Origin of the sequence: Sphingomonas pokkalii (assembly GCF_003096275.1) — a bacterium.
GTDB lineage: Bacteria > Pseudomonadota > Alphaproteobacteria > Sphingomonadales > Sphingomonadaceae > Sphingomonas > Sphingomonas pokkalii.
On sequence record NZ_QENQ01000001.1, the window covers coordinates 422,438 to 440,203 of the forward strand.

A 17,766-nucleotide genomic window follows, 5' to 3' on the forward strand; every position below is an offset into this window, starting at 1 on the left:
CGTGTCATGTTCGCGTCATGCTGCTCGATACGCCCCGCGACCGCGCTTCGACCCTGTCTTTCAGCTTCCCGCTCTCGCGTAGCGCGGCGCTATCTCGGCTCGCAGCATTCGTGCCCGATGCTGGCGCACAATATGCCACGGGACGCAGTGAAAGCGCGGTCGGCCCTGGCGGCCATGACGGCGTTTCGCGTCTTTCGGCTGCGATACGCAGGCGGCTGATCGCGGAAGACGTGGTGGCCGGCGCAGTAATCCGTGCGCATGGTGCCAATGCCGCCGCCACCTTTCTCCGAGAGCTGTGTTGGCGAAGCTATTGGAAGGGGTGGCTGGAACAGCATCCTCGGGTCTGGGGTGCCTGGAAACAGGCCGTTGCAAAGCACGCGGGGCAGTTGCCGAGCGGTTATGATGCGGCGGTAGGCGGCGAGACTGGTATCGATGCCTTCGATGCCTGGGCACGGGAGCTCCGGGAAACGGGCTATCTGCACAACTGGGCGCGGATGCAGGTTGCGTCGATCTGGATCTTCACGCTGCAGCTGCCTTGGGAACTCGGGGCTGCATGGATGTATCGGCACCTGCTCGATGCGGATCCTGCGTCCAATACGCTGTCGTGGCGCTGGGTTGCTGGTCTTCATACGCAGGGGAAGATTTATCTCGCCGATCGAGATTTGATCCGGCGGCGCAGCGGAGGGCGCTTCGACCCAAAGGGGCTCGCGACGACGGGGGATGTTCCACGTGAAACAGCGCGGGTCGTAACCGAACCCATGCGTACGCCGCTCGCCCCGGACGCCTTGCGTGACACGCTGCTGCTGCTGACGCCCGAGGATCTGTCGCTCGAATGCCAGGCAGCAATCCGCGCGCTACCGATCCGTGGCGTCGTGGCATGTCGGTCGCTGTGCGACGGACCGGCCGACATCGCCGCGGTGGCGGACGGTTTGCAGCGCGGGTGGGAGCATTGGCGTGTGCCGATCGCATGGGTCGATACGATCGACGACGTTGCTGCGTTGGCTGCGCGGGAAGGCGCGAAGCAGATTGTCACCGGATACGCGCCCATTGGGCCTGTCGCAGACGCGCTGGGCGAAGCCAGGGGGCGGGGAATCGCGATCGCGGAACATCATCGCGCATGGGACATGGCGGCATGGCCCCATTGCAACCGTGGCTTCTTTACGTTCGCCAAACAGCTGCCGGCATTGTTCGCCACGATGGCTTCCGACGAGGAAGGCCTTCGGGAACTCGCCTAGGCATCTCGCGATCAGCGGCTGCGCGGCATCCGACCGAACCGATAGGTGATGGCGGCGAATGCTGCGACATTGGTGCGGCGCCGCACCAATGGGCTATCGGCTGCGTCTCCTACGAGCCTCGTGCCGCGTACCGATCCGGTAAGGCCCCAGCGCGGGGAAAGGCGGTAATTTGCCGTGATGCCCGCACCGATATCCCGGATGCCGCCATTGGCACGATAGCGCGGCAAGCCGGACTGGATGGCTTCCGCTGCGCTGATGCCGAAATAGCGATCGGTATAGCGACGATCCGCCCAGCTGATACTGGCCGAGGGGATCACAAACAGGCGGTTTCCGGCGCGGATCGGATAGGCGAGCGAAGCATCGGCCAACGTGCCGTCGGTAACGCCCAGCGAGCGGGTCATACCCAGCGTCGCGACCAGACCGCGTTCGCGGATGCTGACGGTAACGCGCGCGCCAGCGGCATCCGCCAGCGAGTCGATTCCGGCGGGTGCATCCCGCTTGCGATAGCCCTGTACGAAGGTGACGCCGCCGGTCACCGTCACATTCTTCTGCGGCTCGAACGCAACGCCGATTCCGTTGAACATATTGGCGATGAACCAGCCCTGGCGGATGTCGATCGCGGGGAGGGGCAGCACGCGCATAGCATCGCTGCCCTGATAGCCGGGAACAACGCCCACGCTTGCGCCGACCACAATGCGATCCCGGCCGGCTGCAGCGGCGGCACCGGATTGTGCGTTGGCCGGTATCCCGACCAGCAACGCGGCGATTCCGATGCCTGCCAAGCATTGCTTCCGAACGATCGGTGCCAAGAAGTTGCTCCACGCTGCTGCCCGTCCTTTCCTACATCTCCCCCTTGTCGATCAGCGTCAAGCGGCTCAGCGGTGCAGTGCCGCATTGCCCCAGGCAACGGGATCGGCAAGGCGCGGCTGGCCCGGCGTCCGCGCAACCAGTTCGATCACCTTCGCACCGCGGACATCTGCAGAGATTGCCTCCGGTGCTTCCCCGAAGCGGCGGGGCCTGCTGCGCGCGCGCAGCTTGCCATCGGCATAGACGGAGAAGGTCACCGGCTGCCGGCGATCGCGGGCACTATCGTCCACCCCCACCAGGGCGGTGAAGCGAGCGAATCCGTCGCTCCGGACTTCGATCCGAGAATTGGCGAGCGCGCCGATCCCGGAGTCAAAGCTGCGGCCGCCAGCGGCGAGCGTTTCGCCATACACGGCGCGATCGGGCTGGGCGCCACCCCAGCCTCCATAGCGTGGAGGTTCGCCATTGCCCTTGCTGCCGCGCCACGGCAGCAGCGATCGGCGAACCAGCGGCTCAGCCTGGGGCACGACCACGCCGTCGACCGCGGGATTCACGCGCCCCGGCATCTCCGACAGGTAGAGCCCGTCGGGCAGGATCCGCAGGCCATGGGCCGCGAAGACGCGGGCCTCGTGGGGTGCGAGATGGAATGCCTTCTCGCCGGTGAATCGCTGCGATTCGCCGCTCCACAGATCGGTGAGGGTGATTCCGGCGTCGTCGCGGAACTTGAGATGTTGCGCGGTGAGGGCTGCGTCGATCGGCGCATCGGTGCGGTTGAAGATCGCCACCGCCTTGTCGCCATTGGCCAGGCTCTTCACGAAGATGTCGATATCGTCGGAGTCGACCGCCAGGATCGCCTGGTTGCCTGCCGGGTCCTGATTCAGCGCGATGATCCGGCTATTGCCCAGAATATCGAGCAATGCCGGACCGGCCTTGCGGAGATCATAGCCGATCATCAGCGGTGCGTTGAGCATGGCCCAGAGGCTGAAATGGGCGCGGGCCTCGACCGGATGGTCAGCATCGAACTGTCCGGTGCCGACGAACAGCATATCGGGATCGTTCCAGCTGCCGGGATGGGCATAGAAGGGGCGGCGGGCGGCGCTATCGAGGTTATGGAGCATTCGGCTCCAGGTCGGCGAGATATCTTCGCTGGTTCGGGAGATGTTGCCCACCTGATGGGCCCAGCTCCGCACATCGGCGGCGCCCCAGATGCAGATCGAGAAGACGAAATCCTGATCGGGGTTCCATCGATCCAGTGCGGCGCCGACCGCCTCGTACAGGCGCCGCACTGCGGCCACATCGGTCCGCCCCAGCGAATCCACGTCGACCAGCGGCGGGAAGGCGCGATAGGTGCCGGCCTTCACCCGCGGATCGCTGGCGGGCAGCCCGCGAATGCCGCAGCCATCCACCTTGATGAGATCGAACCCCCAATCGGCGAAGTAGAGCCGAATGTCCTGTTCGACATGGCCGTACAGCCCCACTTCACGCTCCAGCACCGTGCCTTCGGGCTGGCCCGGGAAGGTGGAGGTGAACACCTGTCCACAGCTGTTGCGGCCGATGTCCGAATAGATGCCCGCCTTCAGCCCCATGCCATGCAGCCGATCGGTGAGCGGGCGGAAACTGGTGGTGCCATCGGGCATCGCGGCGGAAGGGAAGGCCTTGGTGCGGATGACCATCCGACCGTCGGGCTGGTTGCGGCGCAGCCACCAGCCGTCATCGATGTCGATATAGCGATAGCCCTTGGCCGCGAGCCCGCTATCCACGATCACCTGGGCCGAAGCGAGCAGCTTTTCCTCGTCGATATCGCTGGTGAAGGCGTTCCAACTGTTCCAGCCCATCGGCGGCAGCGCGGCTGCACCGCGCGGATGTGCGCTCCATCGGCCGGTGGGAGCCAGCGGATCAGTCGTCTGCGCCGCCGCGGGCAGCGCCAGCACCATGGCGGCGAGTACCGAAAGGGAACGAATCATCGTGCGGTTCCGAAATCGAGATGCGTGCTGAAAAAGGGCAGGACGTGATTCTGGAATCGGTCCGCCACGGCGCTGGTATGATCGCCGGCATAGAGGGTGAAGCGGTTGGCGATGCCATAGCGATCGAGCTGCTCGTGCAGCTTCTGCGCGTCGAACCGCAGGCTGTCCTTGTCGCCCACATCGATCGCGATGGCGCGGTAGCGTCGCAGATCGTCGATATACTGATCGATAAAGGCCAGCGGGGCGTTGGCAGCCCATTTCGCCAGCACGTCGGCGCGCTGCTTTTCATCGCCGATCGGCAGGTCGAGATAGAGCGGCGGAGCCTTGGGATTGGGCGACCAGGCAGCAGCCGCCGCCAAGGTCGCGCGCAGCCCCCAGGGCAGGGCGGTTGCTGCATCGCGTGAGGTCACGCCTTTCAACTGCGCGATGGCGGCGGCGTCGAGCATTCCCGAATCGCGCGCAGACAGGCAGCAGGGGCTCATCATATAGACGGCGCCGAACACATCTGCATGGCGCATACCGATCCGGGTCGCGCCATATCCGCCCATCGAATGGCCGACCAGGCCGCGGCTCTCGCGTTTCGCCAGCGTGCGATAGTGGCCGTCGATATAGGCGACGAGATCATGAGCGATGAAGCGCTCGAAATCGCCCGTCGTAGGCGAACTCGAATACATCGATCCATTATGCAGCGTCTTGCTGTCCGGCAGCACCAGAATCACCGGTTTGGCGCCCAACGCGAACGCGCCCTCGACTACCTGCGGCACATGGATTTCCCGAATCCACTGCTCCACGCCGATCGAATAGCCGTGCAGGGCATAGACCACGGGATAGCGTTTGTGAGGGTTGGCGGCATAGCCAGGTGGCAGCACGACGATGACATCGCGATCGGCGCTTTCACCTTCGAGATTGCCCTCGATGGCGGCGGCATGGACCTTGATGCGTTCCACCGTCACCGGTCGCGCATCCGGCACGATCGCCGGTACGCTGGTTTGTACTTGCGCGGCAGCCGGGAAGGGCGCCAGCCCGATACTCGCCAACAGCAATGCCGCCGCCGCCCGATTCAGCCTGCCCATCCTGCGCTCTCCTGCCTGCTGGTGTGATCGCTTCTATTTGTCCGTGCAGCTTAAAGGTTACGCCCGTGGCCCTTTTCGCTCCGGCTGCCTGAAGATGCACCCAAATACCACCGATGTCGCTACAAATTGCGGTAGCGTTAACATGCAAGTCGGCGTACATCAGGTCGGAGTAAATAGAAAGAGGGGAGAGGCTTATGGCGTCGTTTCGCACCGCCACGTCTGCGCTCGTGCTCGCGCTCACTGCATCGGCCGCACACGGCCAGTCACTTCAGGCGACCATCGATGCCGGTCGTCGTTCGGCCCCGATCACCAAGTATGAATATGGCATGTTCATCGAGCCCATCGGCGGGCTGGTTGCCCGCACCCTGTGGGCGGAGATGCTGGACGATCGGAAGTTCTACTATCCGGTGGTGTCGGCCGCGCGCGACGTGCCGCCGCCGCCCAACGCCGAGGGGCGACCGGGGGTCGCCTATCGCAAATGGCGGCCGGTGGGGGGCGACGATGCCGTCACCATGGATACGCGCGACCCCTATGTCGGTGCCCAGAGCCCGAGCGTCGCGGTGGACGCCGCGGGTCCGCGCGGGCTCGCGCAGGAGGGAATCGGGGTGGCGGGCGGCAAACGCTATGTCGGCACGCTGTGGCTGAGCGGCGATGCCGGGGCGAAGGTGCAGGTGCGCCTCACCTGGGGGCAGGCGAGCGACGCGGCGCAGACCGTGGCACTGCCCGCGCCCGGCAGCGGCTGGCAGCGTGTCACCTTCGCGTTCGCGCCGACGGCGGACTCCGCAAATGCCCGGTTCGAGATCACCGGTACGGGCAGCGGCCGTTTCCGGGTCGCTGCCGTCTCGCTGATGCCGGAGGACAATATCGATGGCTGGCGCGCCGACACCATCGCCCTCGCGCGCTCGCTCAACTCGGGTTTCTGGCGGTTGCCGGGCGGCAATTTCCTGTCCGACTGGGATTGGCACGAAGCGATCGGCCCGCGCGACAAGCGCCCGCCGATGTTCGACTATGCCTGGAGTGCGATGCAGCCCAACGATCTGGGCATGGACGAGTGGATGACGCTCACCCGGCTGCTCGATGTGGAGCCCTATGTCACGGTGAATGCCGGGCTGGGCGATGCCAATTCGGCGGCCGAGGAGGTAGAATATCTGAACGGTCCTGCGACGAGCGAATGGGGCGCCAAGCGCGCTGCCAACGGGCATCCGGAGCCCTATCGGGTACGTTTCTGGAACATCGGCAACGAGCCCTATGGCTGGTGGCAGATCGGCCGCACCACGCTCGATTACTTCATGATCAAGCATAATGATTTCGCGCGAGCGATGCGGGCCAAGGATCCTTCGATCGTGCTGATCGGATCGGGCGCGATGCCGGACCAGATGCACCCCAAGGGCACCCAGGAAAATCCTACCCTGGCAAGCATTCAGCACAAGTTCGGTACCGATGAGGACTGGACCGGCGGCCTGTTCGCCAAGGCCTGGGGGAATTTCGACGGCGTCAGCGAGCATTGGTACGACCGCGCCGAACAGCGGCCCAACGCGCCGGCCGATGCCGAACTGATCGAATATGTCCGCTCGCCTTCCAACCAGGTTCGGATGAAGGCCGAGGAGTGGAAGATCTACGAACAGCGCTTTCCCGCGATCCGGGAGAAGAAGATCTTCCTGTCGATGGACGAATATGCCTATTTCGGGCCACCGACGCTCAAGAACGCACTCGCTTACTCGATGGTGCTGCAGGAAATGCTGCGCCATACCGACTTCCTGACCATGGCGGCCTTTACCACCGGCGCTTCGACGATGGATATTACGCCGACGGCATCGGTGCTCAACACGACCGGGCTGGTTTTCAAGCTGTATGGCGAACATTTCGGCGCAGGCACGGTACCGATCGCGCTCGACGGCACGGTGCCCCAGCCCGATCCCAAATATGTCGTCGGCTACAGCCATCCGCAGGTGAAGGCGGGCAGCGCGACCTGGCCGCTCGACATGATCGCGGCGCTGAGTGCCGATGGGCGGACGTTGAAGATCGCGATCGTCAACGCCACGCATCGGCCGCAAACCGTGGCGGTGGCGCTGAAGGGTGTGAAGACGCGCGGCGCCGGGCGGCAATGGCTGTTGACCGGGGCATCGCTCGACGCTGCGAACAAGGTCGGCGCGGCGCCTGGTGTTTCGGTACGGGAATCGAACGTGCCGGCACTCGGCAAGCGCCTTACCGTGCCGGCCACGGCCACCGTGATCTACGCATTCCCGGTTCTGCGGTGACGTTCAGCCGCCGCGGAGCACCTGCATCACGAAGGCGCGGATCCGGCCGAGATTCTCTCGCGTGCTGCGCAGGATGCCATGCGCCTCCGGCGGCAGATGTGCGAGCGGGTGGCCGTCCGGCCGAAAGACATAATGATCGAAAAAGGCCCGCCAGGCGGCACGCTCGGCCGCCGGGCGCTCGGCCAGCGTGGTCATTGCCAGCAGCATCGCAGTGTAGGGCGAGTCCGTCCCGGCGGTGAATCCGTCCCACCAATAGTTGAGCAGCAGGTTGAACGGTGCCGTTGCCTCCACCTGATGCCACCACAGCTTGGGCAGGTAGAGCGCATCGCCGGCCTCCAGCGTGACCGTCTCCGCTCTGGCGCTTGCGGCGGCGAAGCGGGGATAGCGGGGATCGCCCGCCTCGGCACCCGCCGCCAGGCTTACCGGTTGGCCCGCCATGGTATGGTCGATCGGGCCGACATAGAGATCGCCGATCGCATCCGGCGGATAGAGCGTGAAGCGGCGCGTGCCGGCCATCACGCAGGCAAGATTGTCGAAGCGATCATAATGGCACGCGACCTGCGAGGCACTGCCGATCCAGAGCCGCGGCATGACGCCGGGCGGTGCGAGGGGCAGGGGGTTGGCTTCGGCGAGACCGGGCAGATGCACCTCGGCCGGCAGCGAGCCGAGATAGATGCTGTCGCCGCCCGGCGTCGCTGCGGCGGCGCCGATCCGGGCGAGCGCGACCGGCAGCGTCATCGTCTCCCGGGCGAAGTTGAATCCGTCGGTGCGATCGCCATAGCCGTATCGCCCGGCAATTTCCGGCTTACCCACAAAGGCTTGTGCCGATGCGCCGGAATCGAACCCGAGCAGATAGGGAATTAGCGTGTCGAGTGCGCGGGCAGCCCGGAACAGTTGCACCTTCTTCGCAAGGCCGCGAATCACGACCGGGCGACATGCCCGCCGGTGCGTTTCGAACGGAGCAAGCTCTTCGTCGCGGAGGGTCTCGATCATCGGCAGCGGCGCTCAGCCCGCCAGCTGACGGTTGCGCCGGCCCGCCAGGACCGGAATCTGCCGCAGCGAGCCCGCCATCGCATAGATCAGCGGCAGTTGCCCGGCGCGGAACAGCGCCAGCACCGCGGCATCGTCGAGATCGCCCAGCGCATCGAGGCTTATTGTGTAGAGTCCCGCCAGTTCGAGCGTGCGGCCATCGTCGAAGCGCAAGGAAAGATCGATCGGTTCCACCAGCCGGTGGGCCAGCAACGCATCCACGAAGGCCGTATTCGCTTCGGCGCCGTGGTGCAGCTGCGCCAGTACCTGCCGGATTCGGCGTAGCGCCGGGGCGGGGGCACCTTCGCCATCGAACAGCGGCTCGCCGGCCTCCGTGCTGAATCGCGCGGCCTGCGGATCGATCGCGATCGCGTCGCCTGCAATCAGGAAGCCTTCGCGTTCGACCAGCAGTGGCCAGAATCCTTCGCCGGGACGGAGTTCGACCAGGATCTCCCCGGCTTCGAAGCCCAGCATCGCCCCGGCATAGAAGCGGCCGGTCTGGGCATCCTTGGTCAGCAGGATCGGGCACAACGCGGCGGCAGCGGCAAACTCCTCCGGCACGATGGGGACGAAATGGGGCAGGGGCGCCACCGGCGGCTGGAGCCGGAGCGCCCGATGTTCGGCCGAATCGAGCAGGGTAAGATCATCAGCCATGGCCATCCTCTCGTAATCCTGCGCCGTCGGCGGGTGCCCGCCGCTTGGCCGTGCATATCCCGCCGCCGGCGCGACGCCAATGCCCGGACTAAAGCAAAAGACTACGCCGACAAATTTGATGTTGATAGCGCTAACGTGAAACGATACAATTCGTATAGATTCGCAGAATAAGAATGAATCGGGGAGGATGCTTTGCCGCCTATTTGCGGATGTGAAGACGCATACCTTTTCTCCGAGCAGGGTCAGCACGGCTATCGATGCTGCAGCTGCGAATTATGGCGCGCAATTTCGCGCCATGCTTCGAACCCATAATGGACGGAGGGGGTATGAATATTCGAAACAATGGTCTCCAGCCATCGCGTCGCCATAAACGGTGGATGCTGGCGGGGGCATCGAGCATGGTCGTGCTGGGTCTTGCCGCTCCGGCGCGCGCGCAGGACGGGCCCGGTGTGACGGCGCAGAGTCAGGACGAGGAGATCATCGTCACCGGTATCCGCGGCTCGCTGCAACGCAACCTCGATGCGAAGCGCAACGCGTCCGGCGTGATCGAGCAGATTTCCTCCGAAGATATCGGCAAGTTCCCGGATTCGAACGTTGCCGCATCGCTGCAGCGCCTGCCGGGCATTTCGATCCAGCGCGACGGACCGCGCGGCGAGCCCAATGGCGTAACGGTGCGCGGCTTCGGTGGCGATTTTAACGAAACGCTGGTGGACGGCCGGCGCCTGTCGACGGCGACGGGCGGCCGCTCGATCGATTTCTCCACCGTCGGTTCGGATTTCGTCGGCGGGCTGACGGTGCTGAAGACCCCGGACGTGTCGCTATCGTCCAGCTCGATCGGCGCGACGATCAATGTTTCCTATCCCAAGCCATTCGATCGTCCCGGCTTCCATCTCGCCGCTTCGGTTTCCGGTTCGATCCAGGACGATGCCGGCAAGATCGTTCCCACCGGCGGCCTGCTGATCAGCAAGACCTTCGCCGATGATACCTTTGGCATCCTCGCCAACGCCATCTACACGCGGCACGACACCCAGACGAACAATGTGTTCGTCCATGGCTGGCCGGGCGGCAAGATCGCGCCTTGCCAGCAGGCCGGCAGCACGGCCGCAACCTGCAACCCGACCGACGATGCGAACGCGCCGGCCAGCCAGCGCAAGACGGTCGTAAGCTGGTTCGAACAGCAGTTCGGCGCGACGCAGAACTATACGCGCGACGAACGTGTCGATGGCCGGATCGCGTTGCAGTGGAAGCCATCGGACACGGTGTTGCTGACGCTCGACAACAATTATTCCGACCAGCGCGTCAACACCGATAATTTCGGCTTCGGCATCTGGTTCAATCAGGGCAGCCTTCGCAATGTGAAGCTCGATCAGAACGGTACGATCGTCGACTTCACCCAGGCCGGCTCCCAGACCGACTTCACCGCCGGCACCGACAGCAATTATCGTCGCACCAACCAGACGGGCTTCAACGTCAAGTGGGACGTGACCGACAAGTTGCAGGTGGAAGGCGATGCCAGCCTGTCGAAGAGCTGGCTGAACCCCGATGGCCGGATCAGTTCGCTGGGTGCCGATGTAGGCTATGGCTTCGGTATCGGGCCGACGCTGGGCATCGCGATCAACGGCGACAGCAAGAACAGCATTCCGGTGCTGCACGATTACGGCGTGAACGGCACCGCCAGCCGCTGGGCGGATCTGTCCGCGATCGGCAGCCATGTGACGGTCAACATCGCCAACAAGAACCGCGATACGATCAAGCAGGGCCGGCTGGGGCTGAAATGGCAGCAGGACGATCTGACGCTGCGGGTCGGCGGCTCCTATCTCGACGACCAGTTCAGCTTCCGCAGCGCCAACACGTTCGCCAATAATTTCTGGCAGGCCTATTCGGGCTATGGTCCCGCTTCGGGTACCAATGGCGGCGTCGCGATGCCGGCCAGCCTGTTCAAGGGCACGGTCGGCACCGCCAACTTCCTGCCGGGATATACCGGCGCGCTGCCACCGGTGCTGCTCAACTTCCGCGCGGCGGACTATCAGGCCTTCCTCACGGGCCTCGGCAACCCGCAGACCAAGGTGATTCCGGGCTACAACACCGGATGCTGCAACGGCGCCTTCAACGGGCAGTTTGCGGTGGCGGATGATGTCGGCAGCACCCGCGACATCGGCGAGAAGACCTGGGCGCTCTATGTCTCGGCGAACTTCAAGAGCGAAATCGCCGGGATGCCCTTCTTCTTCAACGCCGGCGTGCGCGAGGAAGTCACGCACGTCACCTCCACCGGCATCGGCCGCCTGCCGACGTCGATCACGCCGAGCACGACCGATCCGACGCTGCTCACCATCGCTTTCGGCAACCAGCAGGCGATCACCACCAAGTCGGATTATGCCTATCTGTTGCCGTCGGTGGACATGAAGCTCGAACTGACCGACGCGCTGCACCTGCGTTTCGATGCCTCGCGCACGCTGACCCGACCGACGCTGAACCTGTTGACGCCAGCGCTCAACATCGGTGTCGGCCAGCGGATCGGCGCGTTGACGGCGGATGGCGGCAACCCCACGCTACAGCCCTATCTGGCCGACAATTTCGATGCGGCGGTGGAATGGTATTATCAGCGCAACTCGTATGCGGCGGTGAACTTCTTCCTGAAGGACGTGCGCAACTTCATTGTGCAGGGCGTGCAGCGCCAGACGATCAACGGCGTCGTCGATCCCTCGACGGGGCAGCCGGCGCAGTTCAGCGTCTCCCAGCGGGTGAATGGACCCCGGGCGACCGTGAAGGGTGTCGAAATCGCCTGGCAGAACACGTTCGGCAACAGCGGCTTCGGCTTCATCGCCAACGCTACCCTGGTCGATACCAACCGACCCTATGACCCGACCGATATCAGCCAGAGCGGTTTCGCGGTGACCGGCCTCGCCAATTCAGCCAATTTCGTCGGCTTCTACGACAAGAACGGCATCGAATTCCGCGCGGCGGCGAACTGGCGCGACAAATATCTGCTCGCCTTCGGCCAGGCGCAGAACACCGGCGCGTTCGGGGCCGAGCCTACCTTCGTCAATTCCAGCCTCCAGATCGATCTGAGCGCCAGCTACCAGATCACGGAGCGGATCAACGTGTTCGGCGAAGCGCTCAACATCACCGACGAGGTGCAGAGCACCCATGGCCGTTTCGCCAACCAACTGCTCGATGTGTGGGCGTATGGCCGGCGCTTCACGGCGGGCGTGCGCTATCGCTTCTGAAGCCTCTTCCCACGACTGGGGATGCCGGTATCGTCCGGCATCCCCTTCTTTTTCCACGGGTCGGCACGCGTGAAACGGGTTCGCAACATCGTCATCGTCGGCGGCGGTACCGCTGGTTGGCTCACCGCCGGGGTGATCGCCGCCCGCCACCAGGGCCGGATGCCCGGCGGCTTCACCGTCACATTGGTCGAATCGCCGAACACCCCGATCATTGGGGTGGGCGAAGGCACCTGGCCCACCTTGCGGACAACGCTCGCCAAGATCGGCGTTTCCGAAACCGACTTCTTCCGCGAGTGTGATGCTGCCTTCAAGCAGGGCGCGCTGTTTGCCCGCTGGACGACGGGCGCGGACGACGACGCCTATTACCACCCGCTGATGTTGCCCCAGGGCTTCCACCAACTGAGTCTGGTGCCGCACTGGATCACCGATTCAAAAGGCCGCAGCTTCTGCGACACGGTTACCCCGCAAGGCCGGATCTGCGACGCGGGCCTGGCGCCCAAGACCATCGCCACGCCCGAATATGAGGGGCAGGCCAACTATGCCTATCACCTCGACGCCGGCAAGTTCGCGCCCTTCCTGACGCGCCACTGCACCACGAAGCTCGGGGTCCGCCACGTGCTCGCCGATGTCCGTTCGGTCGAGCGGGCCGAGAATGGCGACATCGTCGCGATCGACACCGAACAGGCCGGACGGATCGAAGGCGACCTGTTCGTCGACTGCACCGGTTTCCGCGCGCTGCTGCTCGGCGAGACCATGGGGGTGCCGTTCAAGGATTGCGGCGACGTGCTTTTCTGCGACGCCGCGCTTGCCGCACAGATTCCCTATCCCGAAGACAATGCGCCCATTGCCACCCATACGCTGTCGACGGCGCAGGATGCCGGCTGGATCTGGGACATCGGGCTGCCGACGCGGCGGGGCACCGGCTATGTCTATTCCACGGCCCACACCAGCGACGACCAGGCCGAGGCGACGCTGCGCGCCTATCTCGGCCCGGCAGGCGCGGACGTGGGCGTTCGCCGCATTCCGATCCGTTCGGGCCACCGCGAGATTTTCTGGAAGAACAATGTCGTCGCGGTCGGCCTTGCCGCCGGCTTCCTCGAGCCATTGGAAGCCTCGGCGATCGTGCTGATCGAGCTTTCCGCCAAGCTGATCGCCGAGCAGATGCCGGCGGTGCGCGACGTGATGGACGTGGTCGCCAAGCGCTTCAATGCCACCACGCTCTACCGCTGGGGCCGGATCATCGATTTCCTCAAGCTCCACTATGTCCTGACCAAGCGCACCGACACCGCATTCTGGCGCGACAATCTGCTGCCCGAAACGATCCCCGAGCGGCTCCAGGAGCTGCTCACCCTGTGGCGCTACCAGCCGCCCTGGTTCCATGACGAGTTCGACCGGGTGGAAGAGGTCTTCCCGCCCGCCAGCTACCAATATGTCCTGTACGGCATGGGCTTCCGCAGCGAGGTCGAGCCCGAGGCACTGTCCGGCGACCAAAGGCTCGCCGAGCGGGCGATGCGCGAGAATCAGGCACAGACCGAACGCCTCTGCGCCGGGCTGCCGCGCCACCGCGACCTGATCCGCAAGATCCACGAACACGGGCTGCAACCGGTCTGACCGACCGCAGAGGGGAAACCATATGAATCGCACCATCCGCGCCGCGCTGCTGGCCGCCGCGCTTACGCCGCTGCCCGCGCTCGCCCAGACCGCCGGTGATCCGCGCGCCGAGGCCGATGCCAAGGCGGCGGCGATCGTCGCGCAGCTCACCCCGGAGGAGAAGTTCGCCCAGTTGCTCAACGTGGCGCCGGCGATTCCGCGGCTGAACATCCCGCGCTACAATTGGTGGACGGAGTCGCTCCACGGCGCGCTCGGCACGCTGCCGACCACCAATTTCCCCGAGCCGGTCGGCCTTGCCGCGACCTTCGATGCGCCGCTGGTGCACGACGTCGCCGCCGCGATCAGCAGCGAAGTGCAGGGGCTGCACGCGCTTGCCCGGCAGACCGGAAGGATGGGGCGGATCGGTACCGGGCTTGATACCTGGTCGCCCAACATCAACATCTTCCGCGATCCGCGCTGGGGGCGGGGGCAAGAGACCTACGGCGAGGACCCGTTCCTCACCGCCAGGATCGGCGTCGCCTTCGTCCAGGGCATGCAGGGGCCGAACCCGGACCTGCCCAATGTGATCGCCACACCCAAGCATTTCGCCGTCCATAGCGGGCCGGAATCGACGCGGCACGAAGCGAACGTGTTCGTTTCGCGCCACGATCTGGAGGACACCTATCTGCCGGCCTTCCGCGCCGCGATCGTCGAGGGCAAGGCGGGATCGGTGATGTGCGCCTATAACCGCATCGACGGCCAGCCCGCCTGCGCGAGCGACGAACTGCTCAAGGAGCATCTGCGCGGCGCCTGGGGCTTCAAGGGCTATGTCGTCTCCGATTGCGACGCGGTGAAGGACATCAGCGACAACCATCACTACGCCCCCGACGGCCCCGCCGCGGTGGCGGCGGCGATTCGCGCAGGCGTCGACAATGAATGCAACGGCGCGACGCTCACCGACACGGCAGGACTGGGCGATCGCTATCGGGACGCGCTCGCCAAGGGGCTGATCACCCAGGCCGAGATCGACCGCACGCTGGTGCGGCTGTTCTCCGCCCGCCTGCGCAACGGCGACCTGCCGGGCATCCGCACCACCAGCGGCAAGGTCGCCGATGTCGGCGCGCCGGCACACCGCGCCCTGGCGCTCGACGCGGCCGAGAAGAGCCTGGTGCTGCTCAAGAATGACGGGCTGTTGCCGCTCAAGCGCGGCAGCCGCATCGCCGTGATCGGCCCGCTGGGCGACGCGACGCGCGTGCTGCGCGGCAACTATTCCTCCTCGCAATCGGGTGCCCCGGTTTCGGTGGTCGAAGGCCTGCGCCGCGCCTTTCCGCGCGCGAACGTGAGCTATGCGCCGTTCGGTGCTTCGGTGACCGATGGCGACCGCGTGCCGGGCGCGGCGCTGCGTACGCCGAGTGGCAAACCGGGCCTGCTCGCGCGCTACTTCAACCCGGTGACGCCGGCGCCCGCCGAGTTCGCGCCCGGTACCTTCCGCGACGCCGTCGCCAAGATGCAGTTCGCCGACACGCCGGTGGTCACGCGGGTCGAAGTCGATGTCTCGGCGCGCAGCCTCGACCTGCCGACCGTTTCCGAGCATCACCGCACGATCTGGACCGGCTTTCTCGTGCCGCCCGAGACCGGCACCTACCGGCTGGGCCTGACCGGCTTCGGCGGGGCGATGAGCTTCGAGGGCAAGCCGTTCGTCGACCTCACCAAGTCCGGCTGGGGCAGCCTGCCGACAATGCGCGAGGTGCAACTGGTCAAGGGCAAGCGCTATCCGATCGAGGTGCGCACCGACGAGCATGTGCTCTCGGGCATCGATCTGGTCTGGAAGCGGATCAGCGCCGATCCGGTGGCGGCGATGCGGGCCGCCGCCGCCAAGGCGGACGTGCTGGTCGCGGTGGTGGGGATCACCTCCGACCTGGAGGCCGAAGAATCGCCGGTGCAGATCCCCGGCTTCAAGGGCGGCGACAAGACCAGCCTCGACCTGCTGCCCGATCAGCAGGCGCTGCTCGACGCCGCCAAGGCGACGGGCAAGCCGCTGGTGGTCGTCGCGATGAACGGCAGCCCGATCAACCTCAGCTGGGCCAAGGACCATGCCGCGGCGATCCTGGAGGCCTGGTATCCCGGCGAGGTGGGCGGCACCGCGATCGCCAATGTCCTGTCGGGCAAGACCAGCCCCTCGGGCCGCCTGCCGCTGACCTTCTACCGCAGCGTCGACGATCTGCCGCCGTTCGGCGACTACAGCATGAAAGGGCGGACCTACCGTTACTTCACCGGCACCCCGGTCTATCCGTTCGGGCACGGCCTCAGCTACACCAGCTTTGCCTATCGCGCACCGGTGGTCGAGAAGGCCGAAGGGGCGGGGCTGACCGTTACCGCAGAGCTGCGCAATACCGGCGCGCGCGTCGGCGACGAAGTCGTGCAGCTCTACCTCAACTTCCCCGACGATCCCGGCGCGCCGAAGGTGGCGCTGCGCGGTTTCCAGCGCGTGTCGCTCAAGCCCGGCGAGGCGCGGACGGTTCGCTTCACCCTCTCGCCGCGCGACCTGAGCGCGGTGACGGTGGAGGGGCAGCACCGGGTGCTCGCCGGCACCTATCGCGCCACCGTCGGCGGCGGGCAGCCGGGCAGTGGGGCGGCGGGGGCGTCGGTGGAGTTCAAGATCGAGAAGGCCATCGACCTGCCGAATTGAGGGGCGGAGGGGTGTGGGGCAACGAAAGCCCGCCCCACACGCCCTTCGTCCTTCCCGCGAAGGCGGGAATCCATCGGCGCTGAATCGGCGGTTCCTGCCCCCGGCGGTACGGCGAATGGATCCCCGCCTTCGCGGGGATGACGTTTGTTTCGTGGCGACTGTGCAGCGCCCCGCCGGGAGCCTTGGCCATTCGCGTGCATTTCCGCTTCATCTCGGCTAGCCCGGGGCAAACATGAGGGGGATTTGATGGCGGGTGGCCTGGTCGCATTGCTGGACGATATCGCGGCGCTGGCGAAGCTGGCGGCGGCGTCGATCGACGATGTCAGCGCGGCGGCTGGCCGCGCCGGGGTGAAGGCAGCGGGCGTTGTAATCGACGATACCGCCGTCACGCCACGCTACGTCGTCGGGCTGTCGCCCGATCGCGAGCTGCCGATCATCGGCAAGATCGCGCTGGGCTCGATCGCCAACAAGTTGCTGTTGATCCTGCCGCTGGCGCTGCTGCTCAGCGCTTTCGCGCCCTGGGCGCTGACGCCGATCCTGATGCTCGGCGGCGCCTATCTCTGCTTCGAAGCGGCGGAGAAGATCCTGGAGGCGCTCAAGGGCGAGCACCATGCCGACGAAGTCGCCGAGATCACCGATGCCAAGGCGCTGGAGAAGCGACAGGTGCTGGGCGCGATCCGAACCGATCTGATCTTGTCGGCGGAGATCATGGTGATCGCGCTGTCGCAGCTGCCGGCCGAGATGTCCGTCATCACCCGCGCCGGCGCGCTGGTGCTCGTCGCGTTCGCGATCACGGTGGGGGTGTACGGTGTCGTCGCGCTGATCGTGAAGATGGACGATATCGGCCTGCACTTCAGCCGGAATGGTGGCGGGGCCACGGCCGCGCTGGGCCGCGGGTTGGTGCGTGCGATGCCGCTGTTGCTCAGCGCGCTGTCGCATCTCGGCGTGGCGGCGATGGTGTGGGTTGGCGGCGGCATCCTGTTGCACGGCATGGAGGAATTCGGCTTTGGCGCATTGCCGCATGCCGTGCATCACTGGTCGGAAGCGGCTGGGGCCGGGCTGGGGGGCGTTGGCGCGATCGTCACTTGGGCGGTGTATGCGCTCGGCTCGGCGATCGCTGGACTCGTGGCGGGCAGCATCATCGTGCTGCTGCTGCACCTGCTCCCGCGCAAGGGCCACTAAGCGACCATTTGGTAATCGGGCGGCGGACCGGATGCGGCGGATCGACCGGAGCGGCTTGCCA

The 17,766-nt window shown here is 65.7% G+C and carries 11 protein-coding genes; 6 read left to right on the forward strand and 5 right to left on the reverse strand.

Features of this window, described 5'->3' with window-relative positions:
* Nucleotides 1-17 precede the first annotated feature (17 nt).
* Entirely contained in the window at nt 18-1,235 is a 1,218-nt protein-coding gene (locus DD559_RS02095) for an FAD-binding domain-containing protein (RefSeq protein WP_116467729.1), read from the forward strand.
* An 11-nt stretch (nt 1,236-1,246) separates the two neighbouring features.
* Here the strand turns inward: DD559_RS02095 and DD559_RS02100 are convergent, their stop codons facing one another.
* The 3 genes from DD559_RS02100 to DD559_RS02110 all read right to left on the reverse strand — a co-directional run bounded on the left by DD559_RS02100 (nt 1,247) and on the right by DD559_RS02110 (nt 5,076).
* A complete protein-coding gene (locus DD559_RS02100; protein ID WP_165830951.1) occupies nt 1,247-2,017 on the reverse strand; it encodes a MipA/OmpV family protein in 771 nt (256 codons plus the stop codon).
* Nucleotides 2,018-2,110: 93 nt separating this feature from the next.
* On the reverse strand, nt 2,111-4,003 hold the full coding sequence (locus DD559_RS02105) for an NPCBM/NEW2 domain-containing protein (RefSeq protein WP_116467731.1): 1,893 nt from the start codon (nt 4,001-4,003) through the stop codon (nt 2,111-2,113).
* A complete protein-coding gene (locus DD559_RS02110) occupies nt 4,000-5,076 on the reverse strand; it encodes an alpha/beta hydrolase (RefSeq protein ID WP_116467732.1) in 1,077 nt (358 codons plus the stop codon). The genes DD559_RS02105 and DD559_RS02110 overlap by 4 nt, the downstream gene beginning before the upstream one ends.
* 194 nt (nt 5,077-5,270) lie before the next feature.
* Between DD559_RS02110 and DD559_RS02115 the strand changes: the two genes are divergently transcribed.
* Nucleotides 5,271-7,334 (forward strand): alpha-L-arabinofuranosidase family protein, encoded by a 2,064-nt coding sequence (locus tag DD559_RS02115; protein ID WP_116467733.1) that lies wholly within the window; start codon nt 5,271-5,273, stop codon nt 7,332-7,334.
* 3 nt (nt 7,335-7,337) lie between these two features.
* On the opposite strand, the gene DD559_RS02120 is transcribed toward DD559_RS02115, so the two are convergent.
* Complete coding sequence (locus tag DD559_RS02120) at nt 7,338-8,327, reverse strand: cupin-like domain-containing protein (RefSeq protein ID WP_116467734.1); 990 nt, start codon at nt 8,325-8,327, stop codon at nt 7,338-7,340.
* A gap of 12 nt (nt 8,328-8,339) precedes the next feature.
* Nucleotides 8,340-9,017, reverse strand: coding sequence for a SapC family protein (locus tag DD559_RS02125; protein WP_116467735.1), 678 nt, complete (start codon nt 9,015-9,017; stop codon nt 8,340-8,342).
* A gap of 398 nt (nt 9,018-9,415) precedes the next feature.
* On the opposite strand from DD559_RS02125, the gene DD559_RS02130 reads away from it, so the two are divergent.
* The 4 genes from DD559_RS02130 (at nt 9,416) to DD559_RS02145 (ending at nt 17,705) form a co-directional block, all read left to right on the forward strand.
* Nucleotides 9,416-12,244 carry a TonB-dependent receptor gene (locus DD559_RS02130; RefSeq protein ID WP_240610085.1) on the forward strand — a complete coding sequence of 943 codons (2,829 nt, stop codon included), beginning with the start codon at nt 9,416-9,418 and terminating at the stop codon, nt 12,242-12,244.
* 69 nt (nt 12,245-12,313) lie between these two features.
* On the forward strand, nt 12,314-13,855 hold the full coding sequence (locus tag DD559_RS02135) for a tryptophan halogenase family protein (protein ID WP_116470657.1): 1,542 nt from the start codon (nt 12,314-12,316) through the stop codon (nt 13,853-13,855).
* A gap of 22 nt (nt 13,856-13,877) precedes the next feature.
* Nucleotides 13,878-16,523 (forward strand): glycoside hydrolase family 3 C-terminal domain-containing protein, encoded by a 2,646-nt coding sequence (locus tag DD559_RS02140; protein ID WP_116467737.1) that lies wholly within the window; start codon nt 13,878-13,880, stop codon nt 16,521-16,523.
* Between the two features lie 246 nt (nt 16,524-16,769).
* Complete coding sequence (locus tag DD559_RS02145) at nt 16,770-17,705, forward strand: DUF808 domain-containing protein (protein ID WP_116467738.1); 936 nt, start codon at nt 16,770-16,772, stop codon at nt 17,703-17,705.
* The last annotated feature ends 61 nt before the right edge of the window (nt 17,706-17,766 follow it).

Coding starts and splice junctions, on each gene's coding strand:
- DD559_RS02130 (WP_240610085.1), top strand. CDS start 9,416: ATGGTCGTGCTGGGTCTTGCCGCTCCGGCGCGCGCGCAGGACGGGCCC.
- DD559_RS02105 (WP_116467731.1), bottom strand. CDS start 4,003: ATGATTCGTTCCCTTTCGGTACTCGCCGCCATGGTGCTGGCGCTGCCC.
- DD559_RS02145 (WP_116467738.1), top strand. CDS start 16,770: ATGGCGGGTGGCCTGGTCGCATTGCTGGACGATATCGCGGCGCTGGCG.
- DD559_RS02110 (WP_116467732.1), bottom strand. CDS start 5,076: ATGGGCAGGCTGAATCGGGCGGCGGCGGCATTGCTGTTGGCGAGTATC.
- DD559_RS02115 (WP_116467733.1), top strand. CDS start 5,271: ATGGCGTCGTTTCGCACCGCCACGTCTGCGCTCGTGCTCGCGCTCACT.
- DD559_RS02125 (WP_116467735.1), bottom strand. CDS start 9,017: ATGGCTGATGATCTTACCCTGCTCGATTCGGCCGAACATCGGGCGCTC.
- DD559_RS02095 (WP_116467729.1), top strand. CDS start 18: ATGCTGCTCGATACGCCCCGCGACCGCGCTTCGACCCTGTCTTTCAGC.
- DD559_RS02140 (WP_116467737.1), top strand. CDS start 13,878: ATGAATCGCACCATCCGCGCCGCGCTGCTGGCCGCCGCGCTTACGCCG.
- DD559_RS02120 (WP_116467734.1), bottom strand. CDS start 8,327: ATGATCGAGACCCTCCGCGACGAAGAGCTTGCTCCGTTCGAAACGCAC.